17 protein-coding genes are annotated in these 15,694 nt (G+C 44.7%); 15 read left to right on the top strand and 2 right to left on the bottom strand.

All coding sequences use genetic code 11. The annotated features are described in order from the left end of the window. The 5 genes from lepB to pgeF form a co-directional block, all read left to right on the top strand. Positions 1–466, top strand: a 466-nt coding sequence (gene lepB, locus GPK58_RS05415) for a signal peptidase I (protein ID WP_215638336.1), incomplete at its 5' end; no start/stop codon positions are given. Positions 467–508: 42 nt separating this feature from the next. Continuing rightward, positions 509–1,366 (top strand): ribosome biogenesis GTPase YlqF, encoded by an 858-nt coding sequence (gene ylqF / locus GPK58_RS05420; RefSeq protein ID WP_022426626.1) that lies wholly within the window; start codon positions 509–511, stop codon positions 1,364–1,366. Continuing rightward, the gene (locus GPK58_RS05425) at positions 1,366–2,121 is read left to right on the top strand and encodes a ribonuclease HII (protein WP_015525313.1); all 756 of its coding nucleotides are present in this window, start codon (positions 1,366–1,368) and stop codon (positions 2,119–2,121) included. Before ylqF ends, GPK58_RS05425 begins: the two co-directional genes overlap by 1 nt. 45 nt (positions 2,122–2,166) lie before the next feature. Continuing rightward, entirely contained in the window at positions 2,167–2,526 is a 360-nt protein-coding gene (locus GPK58_RS05430) for a YraN family protein (protein WP_092072031.1), read from the top strand. An 18-nt stretch (positions 2,527–2,544) separates the two neighbouring features. Then, positions 2,545–3,390: a peptidoglycan editing factor PgeF gene (gene pgeF / locus GPK58_RS05435; RefSeq protein WP_215638337.1), complete on the top strand. Its 846-nt coding sequence runs from the start codon at positions 2,545–2,547 to the stop codon at positions 3,388–3,390. Here pgeF and GPK58_RS05440 read toward each other — a convergent pair. Then, positions 3,377–4,549: a ribose-phosphate pyrophosphokinase gene (locus GPK58_RS05440; protein ID WP_015525311.1), complete on the bottom strand. Its 1,173-nt coding sequence runs from the start codon at positions 4,547–4,549 to the stop codon at positions 3,377–3,379. The two genes, pgeF and GPK58_RS05440, sit on opposite strands and share 14 nt — an antisense overlap. Before the next feature lie 144 nt (positions 4,550–4,693). Here GPK58_RS05440 and GPK58_RS05445 point away from each other — a divergent pair, with 144 nt between their 5' ends. The 4 genes from GPK58_RS05445 to GPK58_RS05460 are packed head-to-tail and all read left to right on the top strand — an operon-like array spanning position 4,694 to position 9,048. After that, positions 4,694–6,079: a DUF512 domain-containing protein gene (locus GPK58_RS05445; RefSeq protein WP_059085935.1), complete on the top strand. Its 1,386-nt coding sequence runs from the start codon at positions 4,694–4,696 to the stop codon at positions 6,077–6,079. Further along, entirely contained in the window at positions 6,042–7,367 is a 1,326-nt protein-coding gene (gene der, locus GPK58_RS05450; RefSeq protein WP_015525309.1) for a ribosome biogenesis GTPase Der, read from the top strand. Before GPK58_RS05445 ends, der begins: the two co-directional genes overlap by 38 nt. Positions 7,368–7,371: 4 nt before the next feature. Then, complete coding sequence (gene plsY, locus GPK58_RS05455) at positions 7,372–8,019, top strand: glycerol-3-phosphate 1-O-acyltransferase PlsY (RefSeq protein WP_015525308.1); 648 nt, start codon at positions 7,372–7,374, stop codon at positions 8,017–8,019. A gap of 12 nt (positions 8,020–8,031) precedes the next feature. Next, positions 8,032–9,048 carry an NAD(P)H-dependent glycerol-3-phosphate dehydrogenase gene (locus GPK58_RS05460; RefSeq protein WP_059085933.1) on the top strand — a complete coding sequence of 339 codons (1,017 nt, stop codon included), beginning with the start codon at positions 8,032–8,034 and terminating at the stop codon, positions 9,046–9,048. Between the two features lie 155 nt (positions 9,049–9,203). Here GPK58_RS05460 and GPK58_RS05465 read toward each other — a convergent pair whose 3' ends face one another. After that, the gene (locus GPK58_RS05465; RefSeq protein ID WP_022426672.1) at positions 9,204–10,031 is read right to left on the bottom strand and encodes an aldo/keto reductase; all 828 of its coding nucleotides are present in this window, start codon (positions 10,029–10,031) and stop codon (positions 9,204–9,206) included. Between the two features lie 346 nt (positions 10,032–10,377). Between GPK58_RS05465 and GPK58_RS05470 the strand changes: the two genes are divergently transcribed. The 6 genes from GPK58_RS05470 (at position 10,378) to GPK58_RS05495 (ending at position 15,677) form a co-directional block, all read left to right on the top strand. Continuing rightward, positions 10,378–10,770 (top strand): hypothetical protein, encoded by a 393-nt coding sequence (locus GPK58_RS05470; RefSeq protein WP_015525305.1) that lies wholly within the window; start codon positions 10,378–10,380, stop codon positions 10,768–10,770. 64 nt (positions 10,771–10,834) lie between these two features. Then, positions 10,835–11,017, top strand: coding sequence for a CooT family nickel-binding protein (locus GPK58_RS05475; protein ID WP_021975843.1), 183 nt, complete (start codon positions 10,835–10,837; stop codon positions 11,015–11,017). Between the two features lie 23 nt (positions 11,018–11,040). Next, complete coding sequence (locus tag GPK58_RS05480; RefSeq protein ID WP_059085931.1) at positions 11,041–11,973, top strand: methylenetetrahydrofolate reductase; 933 nt, start codon at positions 11,041–11,043, stop codon at positions 11,971–11,973. A gap of 112 nt (positions 11,974–12,085) precedes the next feature. Next, complete coding sequence (locus GPK58_RS05485; protein WP_021975845.1) at positions 12,086–12,856, top strand: ATP-binding protein; 771 nt, start codon at positions 12,086–12,088, stop codon at positions 12,854–12,856. A 110-nt stretch (positions 12,857–12,966) separates the two neighbouring features. Continuing rightward, positions 12,967–14,859, top strand: a complete 1,893-nt coding sequence (gene cooS / locus GPK58_RS05490) for an anaerobic carbon-monoxide dehydrogenase catalytic subunit (RefSeq protein WP_173745752.1) — start codon at positions 12,967–12,969, stop codon at positions 14,857–14,859. A 44-nt stretch (positions 14,860–14,903) separates the two neighbouring features. Then, entirely contained in the window at positions 14,904–15,677 is a 774-nt protein-coding gene (locus tag GPK58_RS05495) for an ATP-binding protein (RefSeq protein ID WP_015525298.1), read from the top strand. Positions 15,678–15,694 lie beyond the last annotated feature (17 nt).

The raw sequence follows: 15,694 nt of genomic DNA on the forward strand, positions 1-15,694 counted from the left end.
GCTGGTTGCAATCTCTGCATTTCAGACTGTGACATTGCAGGAAAGTGCCATGGAACCCACGTATTCTGTAAGTGAAAAGTTTTTTGTAAACAGGGCTTTATATAAGGTCAGTTCACCAAAACGTGGAGATGTGATCGTTTTTAAAACAAGCGCCAGTGACTCGGCAGCCCTGCATATCCGACGTGTGATCGGCCTTCCCGGGGAGACTGTTCAGGTTAAAGACGGGAAGATCTATATCAACGGCAAGGTTTATGAAGAAAACGGAGCTTATCAGGATATGACAGATGGAGGACTTGCAAATAGTGCTATAACTCTGGAAAGCGGGGAATATTTTGTCCTTGGTGATAATCGCAATAACAGTGAGGACAGCCGCTTCAGCGATATCGGAAATATCAGTAAGAAGTACATTGTCGGGAAAGTTTGGTTTACAGTCTCTCCGAAAAATAAAATAGGTTTTATAAAATAGATCAAAGTAAACAGATTAAAGTATAGATAAATGAGGTGAATTATGAACGTACAGTGGTATCCAGGCCATATGACGAAGGCGAAGCGTCAGATGCAGGAAGATATCAAGCTGATCGATCTGATCATTGAGCTTGTAGATGCAAGAGTTCCTCTTTCCAGCCGAAATCCGGATATTGATGAGCTGGGAAAAAACAAGGCGCGTATGATCCTTCTCAACAAAGCAGATCTTGCCGATGAGAGACAGAACCGTGCCTGGATGGAATATTTCAAAGAAAAAGGAATCTATGCGGTAAGTATTGATTCCCGCAATAAGGGATCTATGAAGGCCGTTTCTGCGGCAATCACAGAGGCATGTAAGGAAAAGACAGAGAGAGACCGGAGACGAGGAATCAAAAACCGTCCGGTACGTGCGATGGTTGCAGGAATCCCTAATGTTGGAAAATCAACATTTATCAATACCTTTGCAGGAAAAGCCTGTGCCAAGACCGGTAATAAACCAGGAGTTACAAAAGGAAAACAGTGGATACGTCTGAATAAAAGTGTGGAGCTTCTGGATACCCCTGGAATTCTCTGGCCGAAATTTGAAGATCAGGAAGTTGGAATGCGTCTTGCCTATATCGGTTCGATCAAGGACGATATTCTGAACATCGAAGAACTTGCCCTGGGTCTGATCGGATATCTGCAGGAGTTTTATCCGGCAGCGATCAGAGAGAGATACAATGTAGAAGAAGAGCTGAAATCGCTGGATATCCTTACTGCAGTTGCGAAAGCAAGAGGATGTCTGAAAAAGGGCGAAGAGCTTGATTATGAGAAAGCATCCCGCCTTTTGCTGGAAGAATTTCGTTCCGGAAAACTGGGAAAAGTGACTCTGGAGTTTCCAAAAGGACCGGAGGAAGCGTAATGGAAACAATGAAAGATATCAAGGCGCGTTTTGCGTCAGCGAAGGAGGGCGAATATAACGCCCTTTTTCGTCATTATGAAAATGATGAGAGAAGCGGTGTACAGAAACTGATCCAGCAGTATCACAAAAAGCTTCAGGCTCTGGAGGATGAGCGTGTACGTACAGAGAGCATGAAGAAATATGAACATGAATATGAGCATCTTGGATATCTTTGCGGGATCGATGAGGTAGGAAGAGGCCCTCTTGCCGGACCGGTAGTCGCCTGTGCGGTGATCCTTCCGAAAGACTGCGATATTTTATGGCTGAATGATTCTAAGAAGCTTACAGCTAAGAAGAGAGAAGAATTGTACGATGTGATCCTGGAGGGGGCAGTTTCTGTTGGAATCGGAATGGCCAGCCCGGAGAGGATTGATGAGATCAATATCCTGCAGGCAACTTATGAGGCAATGCGTCAGGCAGTGAGCAGGCTTTCTGTACAGCCGCAGCTGCTTTTGAACGATGCGGTTACCATACCGGAAATCCAGATTCCGCAGGTACCCATCATCAAAGGTGATGCAAAAAGTGTATCCATTGCGGCAGCAAGTATTGTTGCCAAAGTGACCAGAGACCGGATGATGGAAGAATATGATAAGGTTCTTCCGGAATATGGATTTGCCTCCAATAAAGGATATGGTTCTGCAGCGCATATTGAAGCATTGAAGAAATATGGACCAAGTCCGATACATAGAAAAACGTTTATCACACATTTTGTATAAAAATACTTAAGATACCGACATCAAAAACAGAAAGGTTTTGTTTATCTGAAGGAAAATAGAAGACAGAAGGGCAGCTATTATGAAGGAATTGCTGCAGCGTTCCTGGAAGAAAAGGGGCTACAGATCAAGGAAAGAAATTTTCGCTGCCGAAGTGGTGAGATCGATCTTGTTGCACAGGATGGAAGATATCTGGTGTTTATTGAAGTGAAATACAGAAAGAACGGAAAGAGTGGAAGTCCTTTTTCAGCGGTAGGGAGAGAAAAACAGAGGATCATCAGCAAAGTGGCAATGTTTTATCTGATTGCACATGGATACCGGGAGTTGCCTCCCTGCCGTTTTGACGTAGTAGGAATTGATGGAGAGAACATCCACTGGATAAAAAATGCTTTTGATTTTTGCAGTTGAAAGGACTGGTCACATAAGATGAAAATAAAATGGTATAAAGATAAACAGCTAATGAATGTAAATCAGAAGAACAAGGTTACCTGGCTTACATATCCTGCTTTTGAGAAACTTCCCGGGATCGTACATGGCTTCAGTACCCGCCTGGGAGGAGTAAGCCAGGGGATTTATGAATCTATGAACTTAAGCTTCACAAGAGGGGATGAAGAGTCTGCGGTGCGGGAAAATTACCGCAGACTTTCTGCTGCTATGGGATTTTCCATGGAAGATATCGTAACCTCTGATCAGACACACACCACCAATGTACGTGTGGTCACGGAAGAAGACAGAGGAAATGGGATCACAAAACCAAGACCTTATACAGATGTGGATGGAATGATCACCAATGTGTCGGGACTGGTGCTGGCAACGTTTTATGCGGACTGTGTACCACTTTTCTTTATAGATCCGGTACATAGAGCTGTGGGATTATCTCATTCCGGCTGGAGAGGTACTGTAGGAAAGATCGGAAAAGTGACGGTGGAGAAGATGACTGAGGAATTTCAGACAGATCCTTCAGAGCTTTATGCAGCCATTGGTCCTTCTATCTGTCAGGATTGCTATGAAGTTAGTGAAGATGTGATCGATCAGTTTAGAGAGGCGTTTGAAGAAAAATACTGGGATGTGCTTTTTTACAGAAAACCAGATGGGAAATACCAGCTGAATCTGTGGGAGGCGAACCGAAGGATCTTTCTGGATGCAGGCATAAAAGAAGAGCGGATCTCAATGCCGGGCATCTGCACCTGCTGTAATCCGCTCTTTCTTTACTCACACAGGGCTTCTCACGGGAAACGTGGAAACCTGGGAGCATTTATTACTGTTCGTTGACTTTTTTCATGAGATCCATGATCTTTTCGTTGCTGGAACGAACCTTCTCGACAGATACATCATGATTGATGATATCGATGATACTTGCAAGATATTTGCTCATGTTTGCTTCGATATAGTATGGACGATCAAGAAGCTCAGGAATACGATAGTTAAGGTTGGTTGTGATGACTCTGTCCAGCCAGCCTTTTTCGTAATATTCATCAAATTTGGCTACGCCATCTGTAAACAGACCGTAGGTTGTGCAGACGAATACACGTCCGGCTTTACGCTCTTTGAGCTGACGGGCAACATCCAGCATACTTTCTCCAGAAGAGATCATATCGTCGATGATGACAACGTCTTTGCCCTCTACGGAATCTCCGAGGAATTCGTGAGCAACGATCGGGTTCTTTCCGTTGACAACGGTGGAGTAATCACGGCGTTTGTAGAACATACCCATATCGACTCCAAGGATATTGGAGAAGTATACAGCACGGGACATGGCACCTTCATCCGGGCTGATGATCATGAGATGATCATTATCAAGCTTGAAATCAGGGACATTTTTGACCAGTGCTTTCAGGAACTGGTATGTGGGGAAAAAGTTATCAAAGCCCTTCAGCGGAATAGAGTTCTGTACACGTGGGTCATGAGCATCAAAAGTAATGATGTTGGAAACACCCATGGCACTTAACTCGCGAAGTGCAAGTGCACAGTCAAGAGATTCTCTCTTGGTGCGTCTGTGCTGACGTCCCTCGTAAAGAAATGGCATGATAACGTTGATGCGGTGTGCTTTACCGGTGGCTGCGGAGATGATTCTCTTCAGATCCTGGTAATGGTCATCCGGAGACATGTGGTTCTCATGACCGCATACGCTGTAAGTAAGGCTGTAATTGGTCACATCTACCATGATATAAAGGTCTGTTCCGCGGACAGATTCCTTGATGTAACCCTTACCCTCACCGGTTCCGAAACGTGGGCATTCGCAATCTACAAGGAAAGATTTTTCTGCATATCCCTGTGGGATGATGGTAGATTTCTTGGCGGCTACAAGTTCTTTACGGAATTTAACCAGCTTTTTGTCAACCTCCTCGGCCAGTTCGCGACATCCGGCAAGTGCGGCGATTCGGATCGGGGCAACAGGCATAGACTTTTCCAGCAATTCTATGTTTGGCATAATATTCCTCCTAAGTGTATGTCATTAAAAATTCTCAGTCTATTTATAACATCAGACCCACGTGTCAGTCAAGGTGTTTTCTCAAAGTGTTGATTTTTAAGAGCAAAGTTGTTATTATATACGGGATAGAAAAGGGAGATAATGATGAAATTAAGAAAGCATATGATTTCCAGGGTGCTGCCCGACAGTATTGCCGAGGAGCTGGGGCTGGAGCCGGGAGACAGACTTGTGTCTGTAAACGGACAGCCTGTGGAAGATGTCTTCGATTACCGGTATCTCATGAATGAAGAGCTCGTGGTGCTTCTGGTAGAGAAGCCTGATGGTGAAGAGTGGGAGCTGGAGGTAGAGAAGGAATATGAGGAAGACCTTGGAATAGAATTTGAGAACGGAGGACTGATGGATGACTATCGCTCCTGTTCAAATAAGTGTATGTTCTGTTTTATTGACCAGATGCCTCCAGGTATGCGTGAGACGCTGTATTTTAAGGATGATGATTCCAGGCTTTCCTTTCTTCAGGGAAATTATGTTACGCTTACCAATATGAGCGAGAAGGATATTGAGCGTGTGATCCGCTATCATCTGGAACCGATCAACATTTCGTTCCAGGCAATGAATCCGGAACTCCGGTGTAAAATGCTGCATAACCGTTTTGCAGGAAAGGCTCTGGATAAGGTGGATATGCTGTACAATGCAGGAATCACCATGAATGGACAGATCGTACTGTGTAAGGGTGTCAATGACGGAGACGAGCTGGAATACAGCCTCGAAAAGCTTTCCGCTTATGCGCCGGTCCTTCAGAGCGTTTCTGTTGTACCGGTAGGACTTACCAAATACAGAGAAGGTCTCTATCCTCTGGAACCTTTTAATAAGGAAGATGCTGAAAAAGTCCTGGGGCAGATCGAACGCTGGCAGAAGATCATGATGGAGAAATATGGGATCCATTTTATCCATGCTTCAGACGAATGGTATATTCTGGCAGACAGGGAGCTTCCCTGTGAGGATGAATATGATGGATATCTGCAGCTTGAGAATGGCGTGGGAATGCTCAGACTTCTGGAAACGGAAGTAAAAGAAACGCTGGAGGGGCTTTCCGGTGACGACCGTAAGGTGACAGGCAGGATCGCCACAGGAAAACTGGCAGCGCCTTTTATCGCACGCTATATTAAAGAGATCCAGAAGAAATATCCCAATGTGCAGATTCCGGTCACAACCATCGAGAATCGTTTTTTCGGTGAAAAGATCACAGTGTCCGGCCTGATCACCGGGCAGGATCTGAAAGAGCAGCTTTCCGGTCTTGACCTTGGAGAGAAGATTCTGATCCCGTGCAGCATGCTGAAAGGTGATGAGGAGATTTTTCTGGATGACATGACACTGGAAGAGCTTTCGGAAGCGCTGAACACAGAAATTGTAATCGTAGACACAGGAGGACGTGATCTGGTGAAAGCTGTGATCAACCCTCCGGAACATAAACAAACAAGAAGGAGACAGATTTATGAGCAAACCAGTAGTAGCGATAGTGGGAAGGCCTAATGTAGGCAAATCCACTCTGTTTAACGCTCTGGCAGGTGACAATATTTCCATAGTAAAGGATACACCAGGAGTAACCCGTGACAGGATTTATGCAGATGTCACATGGCTTGACAGGACATTTACCCTGATCGATACAGGCGGAATCGAGCCGGACAGCAGCGATATCATCCTCTCAAGAATGAGAGAGCAGGCACAGATCGCCATTGATACGGCAGACGTGATCATTTTTATCACAGATGTCCGCCAGGGTCTTGTGGATTCCGATGCCAAGGTGGCAGATATGCTCCGCCGCAGCGGCAAGCCGGTACGTCTTGTAGTTAACAAGGTAGACAGCCACCAGAAATATATGATGGACGTATATGAGTTTTACAATCTTGGAATCGGAGAACCGATCCCGATTTCCGCAGCTAACAGACAAGGTCTTGGAGACATGCTGGATGAGGTGATCAAAGAGTTCCCGGATAAGAGTGAAGAGGAAGATCAGGATGATATTCCGAAGATCGCCATTGTAGGAAAGCCGAACGTGGGAAAATCTTCTCTGATCAACAAGCTTCTTGGAGAGGAGCGTGTGATCGTATCCAATATTGCAGGAACCACACGTGATGCTATTGACACAAAGGTTACCTGGAACAAAAAAGATTATATTTTTATCGATACTGCAGGACTTCGACGCAAGGGTAAGGTAAAAGAAGAGATTGAGCGCTACAGTGTTATCCGTACTGTGACAGCTGTAGAGCGTGCAGATGTGGTTGTAGTTGTGATCGATGCTTCCGAGGGTGTTACCGAGCAGGATGCTAAGATCGCGGGAATCGCTCATGACAGAGGAAAGGGTATCATCGTAGCGGTAAATAAATGGGATGCCATTGAGAAAAATGACAAGACCATCTACAAGCATACGGAAAAGATCCGTCAGATCCTTTCCTTTATGCCATATGCACAGATCATCTTTATCTCTGCAAAAACAGGTCAGAGACTTCCAAAGCTTTTCGAAAATATCGATACAGTTATCGAAAATCAGACACTTCGTATCCAGACAGGTGTTCTTAATGAGATCCTTTCTGAGGCAGTCGCTCTTCAGCAGCCGCCGTCTGACAGAGGAAGAAGACTGAAGATCTTCTATATGACACAGGTTGCGGTAAAACCGCCGACATTTGTTATCTTTGTCAATGACAAGGAACTGATGCATTTTTCCTATGTAAGATATCTGGAGAACAAGATCAGGGATGCATTTGGATTTTCCGGAACTTCCCTGAAATTTATCATCCGCGAGCGCGGGGAAAAGGAATAAAAGTATGGAACGTATTATTTGTCTTGTTATCGGTTATGTATGCGGGCTTTTTCAGACAGGCTATATTATTGGAAAAGTCCACAAGACAGATATCAGAGATCATGGCAGCGGGAATGCGGGTACTACGAATGCCTTCCGGACTTTTGGAAAGAAAGCGGGAGCGATCACCCTGCTGGGAGACTGCCTGAAGTGTGTACTGGCTATTGTGATCGTGAGAATGGTTTATGGAAATTCCATGAATGGTATCCTTCCGCTTCTTACCCTTTATGCAGCATTGGGATGTATCCTCGGCCACAATTTTCCGATTTCTATGGAATTTCGCGGTGGAAAGGGAATTGCTGCTTCTGTGGGTATGATCATTGCTTTTGACTGGCGGATATTTATTGTATGTGCAGTTGTCTTTTTTGCACTGTTCTTTACAACTCATTATGTATCGCTTTGCTCTCTCAGTGCATATGCGGTGGCTTTTATCCTGGTCCTGGTTTTTGGACATATGGGAAAATATGGGATGGATCAGGCGCATACTGTTGAGCTTTATATCGTGATGGCAGTTCTTACAGCAATGGCGTTCTACAGACACAGGGCAAACATTGTAAGACTGTTTCATGGAACAGAGAATAAGGTGTTTTTAAGCAGTAAGAATAAAAAATAAGAGGTAAGATTTATGGCAAAAATCAGCGTACTGGGTTCGGGGAGCTGGGGATTAGCCCTGGCACTCCTGTTGCATAATAATGGCCATGAAGTCCTTCTTTGGTCAGCAAGACCGGAGAATGCCCGGAAACTCCGGGAAAAAAGAGAAAATCCTGACAGGCTTCCGGGGGTGCGGCTTCCGGATGAAATCGATGTCCTGACAGATCTGGAGCGTGCGCTTAAGGATGTGGATGTAACAGTTCTGGCAGTAGCTTCCCCGTATATCCGGAGTACTGCACACAAGATGGCATCGTTTGTATGCAGGGACCAGAAGATCGTCAATGTTGCAAAAGGTATTGAGGAAAAGACACTGAAAACACTTAGCGAGGTGATTGAAGAAGAAATCCCGCAGGGTAATGTAGCTGTACTTTCCGGTCCAAGCCATGCGGAAGAAGTAGGACGCGGACTTCCTACAACCTGTGTGATCAGCGCACATACACAGGAAACTGCGGAATACCTTCAGAGCATTTTTATGAGCCCTGTGTTCCGCGTGTATACAACACCGGATATCCTTGGGGTGGAACTTGGCGGAGCACTGAAAAATGTGATCGCACTGGCAGCAGGTACTGCCGACGGCCTTGGATATGGAGATAATACCAAGGCGGCACTGATCACCAGGGGAATCACGGAAATAGGAAGACTTGGTAAAAAAATGGGGGCGCAGATGGAAACCTTTTACGGCCTGTCCGGGATCGGCGACCTGATCGTGACTTGTGCAAGTAAGCATAGCCGTAATCGAAAGGCCGGATATCTGATCGGCCAGGGATATACGATGGAAGAAGCTATGAAAGAAGTGCAGATGGTTGTGGAAGGTGTTTATTCTGCAAGAGCTGCAAGAGAGCTTGCGGAGAAATATGAGGTGGAGATGCCTATCATAACGGAAGTGAACCGCGTACTGTTTGAAGGAAAATCAGCAGCGGAAGCAGTAATGGACCTGATGCTGCGTGATAAAAAAGTGGAAACGCCCATGCTCCCGTGGGAAAATGCGTGAGCGGATCAGTTAAATATTTCCAGGTTTCCGATATGTGAAATGCTAAGCTGGGAATAATAGGATCGCCGTATCAACTGAAAAGAAAAAATAAAAAGATATCTGCCAGAAGATCACTTATACTCTGACAGATATCTTTTTTTGCATTATTATGGAAATTAAAACTGAATATCACGGAGATCTTCTGGAACATGAGAAGTATGCAGATCTTCGTTCAGTGTATCGATGATCGCCATATCTTCATCCTCGATATTGAAGTCAAAGATGTTTCCATTGCTGCGGATTCGTTCCGGGTTGATGGATTTCGGAATGACAGAAATTCCCTTCTGTATTGCCCAGCGAAGCCCGATCTGTGCAGGAGTCCTGGCATATTTGGTCCCCAGAACACACATTACATCATTATCAAAATATGCACCTCTTGCCAGAGGAGCATAAGCCTGTACCTGAATACCGAAAGCCTTGCAGTATTCGATCAGTTCAGCAGGGTAACACAAAGGATGGCACTCGATCTGGTTTACAGCAGGAATAACCCCGGATATCTTACGAAGCTCTTCCAGATGCCGGATATCAAAATTACTGACGCCGATACTTAAAGCACGTCCAGATTCCAGAATGGATTCCAGCTCTTTCCAGGTGCTCAAATAGCAGCCGGGAACCGGCCAGTGTATCAGATAGAGATCTACATAACTGACTTTCAGACGGTCGAGACTACGGGAAAAAGCTCCCTGGACATCGCCGAGACGCTGCGCATTGTTCCAGATCTTGCTGGTGATGAAAAGATCCTTTCTGGGAACTCCGCATTTGGCAATGGCACGTCCAACGCTTTCTTCATTTTTATAAACAGAAGCGGTATCGATCATGCGGTAGCCGGCGGAAATAGCAGAAGTGACTGCTGCTTCGGCCTGTACGTCATCGGGCAACTTGTATACGCCAAGCCCCAGAAGAGGCATTTCTCTGTCGTTGTTCAGAAAAACAGTTTCTTTCAAAATAATTCCTCCTTGTATGTTCTGCTTTCCATGCTTTTGCTATTATAGCACAAAAATATGAAAGAATCACATCAATTATATTACAAAAGTGATAAAGCTTAGAGTTGGACAGACGCGCAGACTGGGTAATAAGTTGTGGTTTGAAGAGACTAACTTCGTTAAAAATGAAACAATCGAGTTAATTTACTGTCAAAGTTTTTGGAAAAATAGGAAAAACAGCATATAATTTTGGCTATATTTTATAATTATTTTCTTGATAATAACAGTGAAAAGATGTATAATAAATTTAATTGATAAATTCTTGTCATGAGAGTGTCCGCCCGGCGGATACAGGAAAGGGGTATTTATGCATTTAATCAAAGATGAGAATGGCAATCTTGTTCAGCATGGACATGCAGACAGCCATGAACATACACATGAGCACACCCATGAGGACGGTGTGACTCACAGCCATACACACAGCCATGCGGAAGGAGATAACCATTGTCATACACACGGTGATGGACACTGCGGTTCCTGCGAGAGCGGTGACTGCAAGAATGAGACTGTAGCACTTCTTACCTACATGCTGCAGCATAACGAGCATCATGCCGCAGAACTTGATCAGATGGCTGACAATCTTAAGAAGCTTAACATGGATGCAGCTGCGAAGACGATCAAAGAGGCAGTTGCAGATTTTCAGAAAGGCAATATGAGACTTGGACTTGCCCTTACACTTGTTAAGGAAGAGTTGAAATAAAAACCGACAGAATAGTTTTGACAGCATAGTGGTTAAATGATGCCACTTATTTGGAGGAATGATTATGTGTCTTGCAACAGTATATAAGGAAGAAGATAATTCTGTGATCTTTAAGAATGTAAGCCGGATCGATGTGGACGGAAATAAATTGATCCTTCGAGATATCATGGGAGATGAGCGCGTGGTAGAAGGCAGTATCCTTATGGTGGATCTTGCAAACAGCATCGTGAAACTGCAGTGTGACTGATACAAATACGTGGAGGACGATCAATGAAATTATCTGAAGCAATGAGAGAAAAAATGCTGCTTTCCTTTGAACTTTTTCCGCCAAAGACAGAAAAAGGTATGGCAAACCTGCCGGGAACCATTGAACATCTCATGAAGTATAGACCGGAGTATATTTCCTGTACATACGGTGCCGGCGGCGGAAATGTCGGTGCCAACAGGGAAGTATGCCAGATGATCAGGAATGCAGGAACTGTTCCTGTAACACACTTCACAGTGATCAAGAACACAAAAGAAGGAATCAGACAGCAGTTGGAACAGTATCTGGCAGATGGCGTTGACCATATGCTGGCACTTCGCGGAGATATTCCACTTGGTGAGACAACAACCTGCGGAGACTTCAATTATGCGACAGACCTTGTTAAATTTGTCCGTGATGAATTTGGCGATAAGTTCGAGATCGCAGTAGCCGGTTCACCGGAAGGCCATATCGCATGCAGAAGCTTGGATGCTGATATTGCTGTTTTGAGACAGAAACAGGACAATGGTGCTGATTATATCATGACCCAGCTTTGCTGGGATATGGAACAGTTTAAATATTGGTTGGACGCTATCCGCGAGGCTGGAGTGACAATGCCTGTAGATGTTGGTGTAATGCCGATCCTGGATCAGGCAGCTACCATTAATATGGCTCTTTCACGTAACGGCTGTGTAATGGACAGTGAGCTTTGCAGGCTGATCTCCAGAAACTGGCTGTTCCCGAATCCGTTTAACGCTAAAGATGCTGATGGTAAACCATTTGACATGTTTTATGAGGACAAGGTTAAACGATTCAAAGAAGAAGGAATCGAATACACAATCAGACAGATTGATGAGTATCGCGCTCTTGGTGTTGACGGTATCCATCTTTATGCATTAAACAAATGGAAAGACGTATCCGAGATCATTGACAGATCCGGACTTCGTACACTTATCTAATCATCAACGAAATAAATAAGAATTCCGGCACGATGCGGAGGTGCCAGAACAGTATCAGGCACCTCCCTTATGCGCCGGCATAACAGATATAAAATCAGGAGGTGCCCGTTTTATGGCACATGTTATTGCAGTCGCCGGAAAAGGCGGCGTTGGAAAAACTACATTATGCGGAATGCTGATCCAGTATCTCTGCGAAAAGAAAAAAGGACCTGTACTGGCGGTAGATGCAGATGCCAATTCAAATCTGAACGAGGTTCTTGGCGTAGAAGTAGATACAACTCTTGGCGATGTACGTGAGGAGATCGCACATGCTGAGATGACAGAGAAAAGCCCGATCCCCAAAGGAATGTCCAAGGCAGATTATGCAGAGGTACGTTTCGAGGATGCTCTTGCTGAGGAAGATGATTACGATCTTCTTGTAATGGGAAGAACCCAGGGAAAAGGATGCTATTGCTTTGTAAACGGTCTGCTTCAGGCACAGCTTGCCAAATACCAGAAGAATTATCCATATATTGTTGTGGACAATGAAGCAGGAATGGAACATATCAGCAGAGGAATCCTTCCAAGTATGGAGACAGCAATCCTTGTAAGTGACTGTTCCAGAAGAGGAGTACAGGCAGTTGGAAGAATAGCAGAGCTTATTAAGGAATGTGATATGAAGCCTTCCAGAGTGGGTCTTATTATCAATCGCGCACCAAAAGCAGAACTGAATTCCGGAATTCTTGAGGAGATCCGGAATCAGGGACTCGATCTGATCGGTGTGGTACCACAGGATGAAGCAGTTTATGAATATGACTGCGATGGTAAACCAACCGTTACTCTTCCTGAGGATAATCCGATGAGAAAAGCAGCTTTTGAAATTTTTGATAAATTAGGTTTATAATTAATATAAACCTTTTTTTAAAAAAGAGAATAACCCATGGGTGGGGATGGGTTCCTGCTCTGGGCTTATTATAAAAATAAAAATAGATGTGCTATTAAAGGAGGTCTATAATGAGTGAATTCAAATTAACTACAGTGGAGGAATTTGAAGCCGCTACAGCCCGTCTTCTCGAGACAGGTGCAAAGGTAGGAGCAGATGCATGGCAGATCCGTGCAAAGAACCAGACTCCGCACTGTAAATTCGGTGAGCAGGGTATTTGCTGCCGTATCTGTGCAATGGGACCGTGTCGTATTACACCGAAGGCTCCAAGAGGAATCTGCGGATGTGATGCCCATGGTATCGTAGGAAGAAACTTCCTTAAATTTACAGCCGGTGGTGCAGCTACTCACTCCGATCATGGTCGTGAGATCTGCCATACACTGTACTGCGCAAAAGAGGGCGGAAATTATCAGGTAAAAGATCCTGAGAAACTGCTTCGCATCGCTAAAGAGTGGGGCGTGGAAACAGAAGGCAAGGATATCTATGATCTGGCTCATGAGATGGCTGAGATCGGTCTTATGGAATATGGTAAACCGTTCGGATATCAGAGATTCCTTGACAGAATGCCTGCAGGACAGAAAGAAAAACTGATCGAGAACGAAATCGCACCACGTGCTATCGACCGTGAGGTTGCAAGTTCCCTGCATATGACTCATATGGGATGTTCTTCTCTTCCGGAAGCACTTGTAAAACAGTCTATTCGCTGCGGTATGGCTGATGGATGGGGCGGTTCCATGATGGGAACAGAGTTCTCTGATGTATTATTCGGAACTCCGAAGCCGCTTGATACAGAGGCTAACCTTGGAGTAATGGTTGAAGAGAACGTAAACATTGTTGTACATGGACATGATCCGAGTCTTTCTGAGATGATCTGTGAGTATGCAGACAGCAAAGAAATGATCGATTATGCAAAATCTGTAGGAGCAAAAGGAATCACCGTTTCCGGTGTATGCTGTACTTCTAACGAGGTAGCTATGCGTCGTGGTGTTCCGATGGCTGGTAACTTCCTGCAGCAGGAGAACGTAGTACTGACAGGTGCCTGCGAGGCGATCGTAGTTGATGTTCAGTGTATCTTCCCTGCATTAGGACCTCTGAGCAAATGCTTCCATACTAAATTTGTTACAACTTCTCCGATCGCTCAGATGCCGGATTCTGAATTTATCAGATTCAACGCTGAGACAGCAGGAGAAAATGCAAAAGCAATCGTTAAGATGGCTATCGATAACTTCAAGAACAGAAAACCTGAGCTTGTACATATCCCACAGCTGAAACAGAAAGCTACTGTTGGTTATTCAGTAGAAGCGATCGTTAAAGTTCTTGATGGTGTTACAAACTCTCAGGTTGATGTAACAGGAACAACCAAACCATTACTTGAGTGCATCACTTCCGGTGTTATCCGTGGTGCTGTTGCTATGGTTGGATGTAACAATCCTAAGATCCGTCCTGACTATGCACATATCGAACTGATGAAGAAGTGTATCGCAAACGATATCATTATCATCGCTTCCGGATGTTCCGCACAGGCAGCTGCTAAAGCTGGTCTGATGGACAAATCCGCAAGAGATCTCTGCGGTGCAGGTCTGAAACGTGTCTGTGAGCTGGCTGATATCCCACCAGTACTTCATATGGGATCCTGCGTAGATATCTCCCGTATGATGATCCTGGCTGCTGAACTTGCAAAAGATGCAGGGCTTCAGATCAATCAGCTTCCTGTAGTAGGATGTGCTCCTGAGTGGATGTCTGAAAAAGCTGTATCCATCGGTAACTACGTAGTTGGTACTGGTATTGATACATTCCTTGGCGTTGATCCATATGTTTCCGGTTCTTCAGAAATGTGCGAACTTCTTACAGAGGGAACAAGAAAATGGACAGGTGCTGCTTACACAGTAGAGACAGACATCGAGAAATTAGTTGATCTTATGATTGAGAGAATTGAAGAGAAGAGAACAGCATTAGGAATCTAATCCGTTGCGATCTTTAAAATGTTATAAAAGGTGGAAGACGTAAAATGAAAATAGCAGTAACCGGTAAAGGCGGAGTAGGAAAGACAACTTTCGCAGCAACACTTGCAAGACTATACGCAGATGAGGGAAAAAAAGTCCTTGCGGCGGATGTGGATCCGGATGCGAACCTGGGTCTTGCCCTTGGATTTGACGAGGAAACCTTGGACTCTATTGTTCCAATCTCAAAAATGCGTAAGCTCATAGAAGAACGCACCGGAGCCAACAGCCAGAATCAGTTTTATAAACTGAACCCAAAGGTAGACGATATTCCGGATACTTATGGAAAAACCTGTAATGGCGTAAAGCTGCTTGTCCTTGGAACTGTGGAAACAGGTGGAGGCGGATGCGTCTGTCCTGAACATGTGATGCTTAAAAGAGTGATCAATAACCTTGTGATCCACAGAGATGATGTGGTGATCATGGATATGGAGGCCGGCCTGGAACATCTGGGCCGGGGCACCACGGAGAGCATGGATGAATTTATTGTAGTGATCGAACCAGGGGCAAGAAGTGTACAGACATATAAGAATGTTAAACGTCTTGCAAAGGATCTGGGAGTTTCTCAGGTTAAGGTCGTGGCCAATAAGGTAAGAAATCCGGAGGATGAGGAATTTATTCGGAGTAAGATCCCGGCAGAGGATCTGCTTGGAATGATCCACTACAATACAGAAGTTATAGATGCTGATCGTCAGGGAAAATCTCCCTACGATTTCAGTGAAACTGTAACAGCTGAAATCAGAAAAATCAAAGACAAAATTGATCAGAATTCAATTCTGTAAAAATAGGAGGTATTACA

The sequence above is a fragment of the Blautia sp. MCC270 genome (assembly GCF_018785605.1).
Classification (GTDB): domain Bacteria; phylum Bacillota; class Clostridia; order Lachnospirales; family Lachnospiraceae; genus Blautia_A; species Blautia_A fusiformis.